Origin of the sequence: Spirosoma liriopis (assembly GCF_023196085.1) — a bacterium.
GTDB classification, from domain to species: Bacteria; Bacteroidota; Bacteroidia; order Cytophagales; family Spirosomataceae; genus Spirosoma; species Spirosoma oryzicola.
Window position 1 is genome coordinate 1 of record NZ_JALPRF010000019.1, and the last position, 7,271, is coordinate 7,271.

9 protein-coding genes are annotated in these 7,271 nt (G+C 42.8%); 2 read left to right on the forward strand and 7 right to left on the reverse strand.

Annotated elements, in window-relative coordinates; all coding sequences use genetic code 11:
• A partial coding sequence (locus M0L20_RS29945; protein WP_248481008.1) for a BfmA/BtgA family mobilization protein occupies positions 1–613 on the reverse strand: 613 nt, incomplete at its 3' end.
• Positions 614–1,267: 654 nt separating this feature from the next.
• Here M0L20_RS29945 and M0L20_RS29950 point away from each other — a divergent pair.
• Positions 1,268–2,194, forward strand: coding sequence for a replication initiation protein (locus tag M0L20_RS29950; protein WP_248481009.1), 927 nt, complete (start codon positions 1,268–1,270; stop codon positions 2,192–2,194).
• Here M0L20_RS29950 and M0L20_RS29955 read toward each other — a convergent pair.
• On the reverse strand, positions 2,191–2,520 hold the full coding sequence (locus M0L20_RS29955; protein ID WP_248481011.1) for a hypothetical protein: 330 nt from the start codon (positions 2,518–2,520) through the stop codon (positions 2,191–2,193). The two genes, M0L20_RS29950 and M0L20_RS29955, sit on opposite strands and share 4 nt — an antisense overlap.
• 495 nt (positions 2,521–3,015) lie before the next feature.
• On the opposite strand from M0L20_RS29955, the gene M0L20_RS29960 reads away from it, so the two are divergent.
• Complete coding sequence (locus tag M0L20_RS29960; RefSeq protein WP_248481012.1) at positions 3,016–3,321, forward strand: hypothetical protein; 306 nt, start codon at positions 3,016–3,018, stop codon at positions 3,319–3,321.
• A gap of 172 nt (positions 3,322–3,493) precedes the next feature.
• Here the strand turns inward: M0L20_RS29960 and M0L20_RS29965 are convergent, their stop codons facing one another.
• The 5 genes from M0L20_RS29965 to M0L20_RS29985 all read right to left on the reverse strand — a co-directional run bounded on the left by M0L20_RS29965 (position 3,494) and on the right by M0L20_RS29985 (position 7,082).
• Entirely contained in the window at positions 3,494–3,913 is a 420-nt protein-coding gene (locus M0L20_RS29965; RefSeq protein WP_248481013.1) for a hypothetical protein, read from the reverse strand.
• Positions 3,914–4,060: 147 nt separating this feature from the next.
• Complete coding sequence (locus M0L20_RS29970) at positions 4,061–4,669, reverse strand: hypothetical protein (protein ID WP_248481014.1); 609 nt, start codon at positions 4,667–4,669, stop codon at positions 4,061–4,063.
• Between the two features lie 72 nt (positions 4,670–4,741).
• The gene (locus tag M0L20_RS29975) at positions 4,742–5,269 is read right to left on the reverse strand and encodes a DUF8453 domain-containing protein (RefSeq protein WP_248481015.1); all 528 of its coding nucleotides are present in this window, start codon (positions 5,267–5,269) and stop codon (positions 4,742–4,744) included.
• A gap of 220 nt (positions 5,270–5,489) precedes the next feature.
• Positions 5,490–5,918 (reverse strand): response regulator, encoded by a 429-nt coding sequence (locus tag M0L20_RS29980; protein WP_248481016.1) that lies wholly within the window; start codon positions 5,916–5,918, stop codon positions 5,490–5,492.
• 285 nt (positions 5,919–6,203) lie between these two features.
• Positions 6,204–7,082 (reverse strand): DUF5712 family protein, encoded by an 879-nt coding sequence (locus M0L20_RS29985; protein WP_248481017.1) that lies wholly within the window; start codon positions 7,080–7,082, stop codon positions 6,204–6,206.
• Between the last annotated feature and the right edge of the window lie 189 nt (positions 7,083–7,271).

A 7,271-nucleotide genomic window follows, 5' to 3' on the forward strand; every position in this document is an offset into this window, starting at 1 on the left:
GCTCTTGCAAATCCTTCACGGCACGACCATTGGTCAGGGCATTCAGAGCCTCCCGTTGCTGAATGTATGTATCTAACAGAGCGCGAAACTTGGCTTTTAAGGCGTTTTTCCCTTCGCGGTGTACTTTTCCCTCACTTTGATAAGTTCGTGCCTCTGAGAGTAGTTTTTGCAGCTCTGCGGCCATATCCTGTTGATGTTTGTACAATTTGTCCTGCTGGTCGGCCAAGTTTTGACCCTCCTTTTGGCGCTCTCCCTGGCTTTTGAGGTAAAAGCCGTGGATGTAGCGTTGCTCGTCGAAGTGGAAAAAGGCTGAAAACTGATCCAGCAAACCCGTTAACTGGCGTTGCAACTGGCGTTGATCGGCCATCAGGGGCGTTAAGGCTTCCTTTTCCTGAGTCTTAATGAAGGAAATGATCCGATTGATACCCTGACCCAGCTCTTTCTTGAGCAATTCGTCATTCAGATCGCCCGGATCCTTCTGGGATTTGTAAAAATAGTCCACCATCTGGCTAAACAACTCTTGCTTAGAGCGACCGAGCTTTTCACTTAACTTACTGAATTTCAGGTCCGTATCGCCACCGAAGCGGACCGACTTATTGGCTATTTTATCCATAATTAAGCGTTAGAATATACTAAAAGTAGCCTAAAATTGCTAAAAAAAGGGTTTTTAGATCTAAAATATACTTTTCGCTTACTAGCTAATAGTAAAAACATTTCCTAACTAATTGATTACGAGCATAGTGACCTCGTAGAGCAAGTGAGAATTATCGCGTAGCGTAATTCCCGCTTGCTCTTTAAAAAGACCGCTTCGCGCTTTGTTTTCTCGCTTCGCGCCCTTTGTTTTTTGATGTCCTCGCTCTTTTCCCGTTTTGTTTCCCTTTCTAACTTTTTTTTAGTCGAAGCTTAACTTTCTAAACCCTACCTGTCAAACACTTCATCACAAGGCAATCCCTTGTACGCGTATACACGCGATCGCGCGCGAGACAAGTGTTTGTGTGTTTCAAATATCTCTTGTTATACACTTGTAAGCGAAAAATAGGGCTTATAACTATCTATTTTACAGACTTTTATAGTGTGGATAACTTTAATAAGTTGTCTTTTAATCGCTAATAAGTTGCCTTTTAATCGTTGAAAATCGCTAATAAGTTGCCTTTTAATCGTTGAAACAATGGTTAATAAGTTGCCTTTTGATATTTATTAAATGTTTTTTTTTTGTTATCTATAAACTTTTAAAGATAACTTTTACATTTGCCTAAAAACCAATGAGATGCCTAAACCTGTAGAGATCTGGCAAGACAATGCTTTAACAGTAGCTCGGTATGAAATGACTGAGACTGAAAAAAACATTCTATATATGGTTGTCGCTTCTGTTCACAAAGACGATGCACCAACAAAGAAGTATCAAGTGTCAGTTAAAGAAATGGCTGAAGTAACTGGCTCGAAGGGGTTAATGCTTGAAGCTTACAAACAAGCTACTCGTAAATTGTTAGGACGTGTGTTTGAAACTACTTTGCCAGATGGGGATCTCTTGCAGGCCACTTTTATATCATCTGCCCGCTACAAAAAAGGAACAGGTATTATCGAAATTGGGCTTTCAGATGAAGTTAGGCCTTTTTATATCCACCTCCATAGCAAGTTTACCAAAGTTCAACTTGCTGCGGCTATCTCACTTAATTCAGCCTATGCAAAGCGGATTTATGAGTTACTATGCATGTTCAAAAACATGAAGGACAAGACCTTCCGACGCAACTTAACTGAACTGAAGACGATGCTCGGTATCATTGATCCGAAAACAGGTCAAGATAGCTATGTAAAATGGACTCATTTTGAAAAGAAGGTCCTTGATGTATCTTCAAGAGAAATCAACGGGCATACTGATATCAAATTTACTTACAAGCCCATTTATGGGGATCGGCCTGGACGCGGTCGTAAACCAGTTATTGAAGTAGAGTTTGAAGTGTTTTATCAAGCTAAAACCGAATCTGTACCAGCTTCATCGTTGCACGAACGTCTAGTTAAGCAGTTCCGACTAAGAGCTGACCAAGCAGAGGCTATTCTCGCGGCTCACTCGGTTGAAACAATCAACCGTCAACTCTATGACATCCAAACTAAAGCAGCAGATGGTAAGGTCAAAAATCTTGGTAGCTATACAGCCAAAGTATTCGGTCTTGAGACAAAGGCAAAGAGTGATTAACCAAATAGGCGCTGCCAGAATGTCTTTTTACCCTGCTCAGGTATTCGATTGGCAATGCTTTCAACCATCTTGGTTAAATGGTCAATTTGGTTTTGAATATCCATCGGAGCAGCTGGTAACTGGCTTTGAGTAAGCTGATCTTGTACCAAGCTTCGGATGTCTTCATTTACGTATTGACCCAATGTTTTTCCGGCTCGCTCAGCGGCTTTTTCTATGATTGAGCGCGTTTCTCGTTCTACACCCCGAATTGACCAAGTGACCGGGCTGGTAGATTTAATTGAAATGGGCTTCTCAGGCGGTGTGGGTGCTAATGGTGGTGTCTCCATACGATTGTCTTACAGATGTAAGACACATAATTAGAGAAAAACAGGTAAAAAATAAGGCTGTAAGACATTTTTACTGTTTTGTCTTACAAATCAAAAGACGTGTCTTACAAAATGGCTTATTTGTCTTACACGTCTAAAATTGTGTCTTACAAATGGCTTCTCTTGTCTTACATGGGGCATCACTTTACATAATTCAGATTATACAACAGGGTTGACCCGTTCATGAAGCTACCAAGGACTGCTCGTCTAATATTGGCTCTGTTAACCGTATTTATTGGTTGGTTAATGACTGGTATAGGCTATACTATTCGGTTAGGCCACCCCGTAAATACGATACTATTTTTAGGAGGTTTGTGTATTTTCTTCGGAGGGGTAATCTGGTTTATATTAACAGCAAGCTCATAAGCTTAACATAACGGCACTTATACAACAGATTTGGGAGAATGTTACAACGGACATGCAGCTATTAGAATCCTGTAGAAAAACATGACAATCATGAAGATTTTCTTTGTTCTTCTACTCTTACTTTGTTTGACCGACTGTCACAAAAGCGCGGTTGAGCCCGAAGAAGTCAAGGCAACAATAATCAATTATACAGTCGGGTTTGTGGCTTGTAGTGGAGGCTATACGCTTCAAATGGAAAACGACGGTTTATACCGAGTACTTGAACTGCCTAAGCCCTACGATGATGCAGCTAAATTGAAATTACCCGCTTCAGTATGGATTCGCTATAAAACCCCAACAGGGAGCTGTAGTCAAACTACAGGTTTGATTGATGTCACAGCTATAAGACCTCAGTGAATTTTGTATTCTTTCGAGTAGATAGAAACTTTCACAAATCCATCCTTCCTCTTTTAATCGAATAACATAAAATTAGTTATACAACACTCCTTCACAAAGTACAAAGCCTGACTATTCTGATTGATAGTTAGGCTTTGTACTTTTCTTCTAAACTCTTTTTGTATACATGAAGCTATCTTAGGCAGGTATTAGTTGGTTGACTGGGTACGGCCAAAGAATCGATTGTGAGCATAGCATTACTTGACTTAGCAGCTCGTTCTAAAATATCTTTTGTTACGTTCTTCCAAGAGCAAGAAACTCCATCAGGAGGACTCACTTCTAAACCCAAAACTTCTTGGCTCTTATTGTACCAAAGAGCGTTTTGAGGGTGTTCTGAGGACGGCGCATTACTTCTGGTGTACTTTACTTTGTAAGACTTGTCATTAGTTGACAGCGAACCGTACTTGCCAAGTATATGAGAAATGGCCTGATTTTGTCCTTCAATTCGAGTAGAAAACGAACCGATATCACGATATGAATTAAACAGATTAGGCTCTTTACAACTAAAAATGGATACTACTGCTAGAATAGAAATAGCTGAGCGAATTTTCATGGATTTTTGGATAAGGTGAACTACTGAAATTATTGGTGAATATGTCTTACGCTACCTTTTTATAGACTCTACCAAGCTGCTAAACGTTGTAGTCATTGCTGTTATATAAATAGCATTATATTATGTAATTAAGGAAAGAAATACATATTAAAAGTACCAGCTTAATTGTGTTTGAACACCTAGAGTATAATTGATAAAATTGGAAAATTGTACTACCTCATTGATACCTGGTCTATTGAATGAATAACTAGCTGTAGGCTGCAATAAGAGCGATAAAGCTGAACTAAATCGGTAGCTCAAGCCGGCACCAACCAGGCCGCTTGTCCCAATAGACCCACTAGTAATCGTTGTGCTCTTGGCAAAAAGAGCACCAATTGAAAAATAAGGAGATAAACGACTGCTCGTCAATTGGTAATTCACTAAAACGGGAACTTGCCACCCCTCTTGGGTATAGGGAATACGCTCTCCCTGACCGCTTAATATAATCAAATTGGCTTTTCCTCGGTAATAGAGTGCCCCTACGGATGCATCCCATTTAGGAGCAAATTGATAGTGGGCGCTCAACCCAAACGATGAAGTTAGATTATGCTCATCGACGTTGATTCGACTATTGGATCCTAAAAATGCTACGTCGGCCTGATAAGAATTGGAATTATAATTGTACCAGTACGTGGGTGCTATTGAGATCCGGCTTTGAGCGGATAGGTAGGTAGTCGATGGACCAAATACCGCCAAAAAAAGTAGTAAGGATTTCATATGATAAGTCAAAAGCTAAAAGGTCCGGTTTCTTACAGACCTGTTGTATAAGTGATTTTATGTTAATCTAGACTAATCAGGTACGACCATCTCGCTTCCATCATTGAGCACGGAATGCCAATGCTCACCATAAATTGAGTGGTAGTAGATGGAACTCTTTATCTGAGGTGTTTCGGCTCTGAAGATCGCATTATCACTTGAATCGTTCACCGTAATCCAAGTGAAAACTTGGCCCTGAGGAATGACAAACCCTTTGCCCAAGCCGGTGTGACTCCAAGGCATACCATACTCTCCTCGGTTGTGTTGCTTGGAGATCTCACTAACCACTTGGGTGGGTAGCCGGTAGGACTTGCCTTTATAAACCAGTCTAACACTATCGATGATTGCTGGTCCGATCCCATAGTTAGCCACCATTAGGCTTGACTTCTGGTGTTCATCAATGGCTTCGTAGGTAATCAGATAGGGCCAAACCGAATTGAGCTGTTGTTCGCGACTTAGCTTGGTTTGGTAAACGGCCACTATCAGGGCACAAACGCTGGTGACTGTAGCGGCAATCGCAATGATGGTATCTCTACTAAGCGGCTTCTTTCGAATCGGCATACAGACAGCAAGACGGGTGCAAGGTTGGTGGTCAAGTAAGCTTCTTTTCTGCTAGTTTTACTTAGCTCTGTAGCTGCTCTCTTCTCGGAATAATCGCTTAACATAAGAACTCTTATACAACACCCCTCAGAAAAATACAATTTTTACAAGGGGTAAAAAGGGAACAGAAAAGGGCGGTTACATCCGATGTAACCGCCCTTTTCTGTTCCCTTTCCAATAACTAGTACAGGCGACTATTTGGGTGTAAACAACTCTGCCAGTATTCGACAATTAGCCGAATCTGTTTTTCCAGTTCATTAAAGGTAGCCGCTTTCTGATAGAAGCCTTGTACCGATTCATGGTAGGCTTCGCGAATCGCTTCGGCACTGGCGCTTGTCGTCAGAAATACAAAGGGAATTGCTTTCTCGCGTAGGTAGTCGCTTTGATTGATCTTAGCCCTTAGCTCTAACCCATTGAGCAGGGGCATATTGATGTCACATAAGATCAAAAACGGTTGCTGTTGAGCTACTTCAAGATAGTCTAGGGCCTCCTGGCCATTGTGAAAGACCTTGATTGGATTTACGACGTTTAGACTTCGGATCGCTCGGCTAATAAGTAGTTGGTCGTCTTCATCATCCTCGATTAAGAGGATGGGACCTTGTTTGGACATAACAATCTAATTACAATGGGACAACAAATGTATACAATTCAGCTGCAAGTAGCTGTACCACTATCTGTTGATGCCGGGGGCTAGACCTCAACGGTTTTTCTGTTTGTGCCCAACAATTGATTTTCGCTATTGCCTCAATTTTAGTTACTTAGCTCGCGAAATAGAGTCTATGATTGATTAAAAACATGGAAGTAATGTATTCTTCGACTTCTTACTAGCCCTGCTGACAGTTAAGCGAGCATGGCGCAATAATCCCTATAGTAGAACCACCACGCTTTGATCCCTTCATAGACTTAGCCCTCGGCTATGCTTCTGCTCGGGCTGTAGGGACATTTCGCGTTGCTGGCTTAGCTCAACTCGCTTAACCTGTTCGAGCTGTAAGCGTAGGTCTTCAGCCCGCCGTAGATCTAACGCTAACTGCTGCTGTCGCTCGTGCTGAACATCTCGTAGTTCAAGCGTCATAGCGACCCGTTCCTGGACGGTGCCGTTGCTCATGGTGTTCTGATAGCGGAAACTCTCTTCCAGATCTCGACGATAATCCAGTTGGGTATCAAAAGTCCGCTCACAGCTCTGTTTGAACGCGACCCGGTTAAACTGGCCGAACTTGTGGCCATGCTCGGCACTCTTGCCCTGACCTCGATGGTTGGTTAGTGGACTTAACAGCCGTTGATTCTGCATGTCCTTGCGGCTCACAATGATCTGAACGTGCATCTGAGAACCCGCTTTCAACTCCCCCCGCTGGTGCAAACCCTGCTTCACGTCGGCATCAGTCCATTTGTACCCCCGGTTGTATTCCACTTTGCCGTACCACTTCACATCGTCAGGACCCAACCCCTTCTGAAAGTTGGCTGCGTACTCGGCCATCACACGACGGGCGTAGTCTTTGAGCTTCTGAGGGTCGTTGCCAATGTGTTGTAGTTCTTTCTGGGAGGGGCTGATGTTGACTAGGTAGAACTTGGCTTCACTCTGTTTGAGCTTAGCTGTATTGCTGTCAATGTCTTGGCGTACCTCGTAAGGGCGTAGATCGTCACGACCTTGGTTGAACCACAATTCGGCCTTGTGTTCAGGCTTTAGGTTGTTTTCTTTCTCCAGGTACTCCACCAGCTGGCCACAGCTGCCGGCATTGCTGCCGCTACTGCTGGCGGTAATGTTGATGTGGGGCATAGTTGAATCGGATGGCCGAAGCCAAGAGGATAAACGATTACAGATTGTCTATTTGGCTGCGGATGTGCTCTTGCAAATCCTTCACGGCACGACCATTGGTCAGGGCATTCAGAGCCTCCCGTTGCTGAATGTATGTATCTAACAGAGCGCGAAACTTGGCTTTTAAGGCGTTTTTCCCTTCGCGGTGTA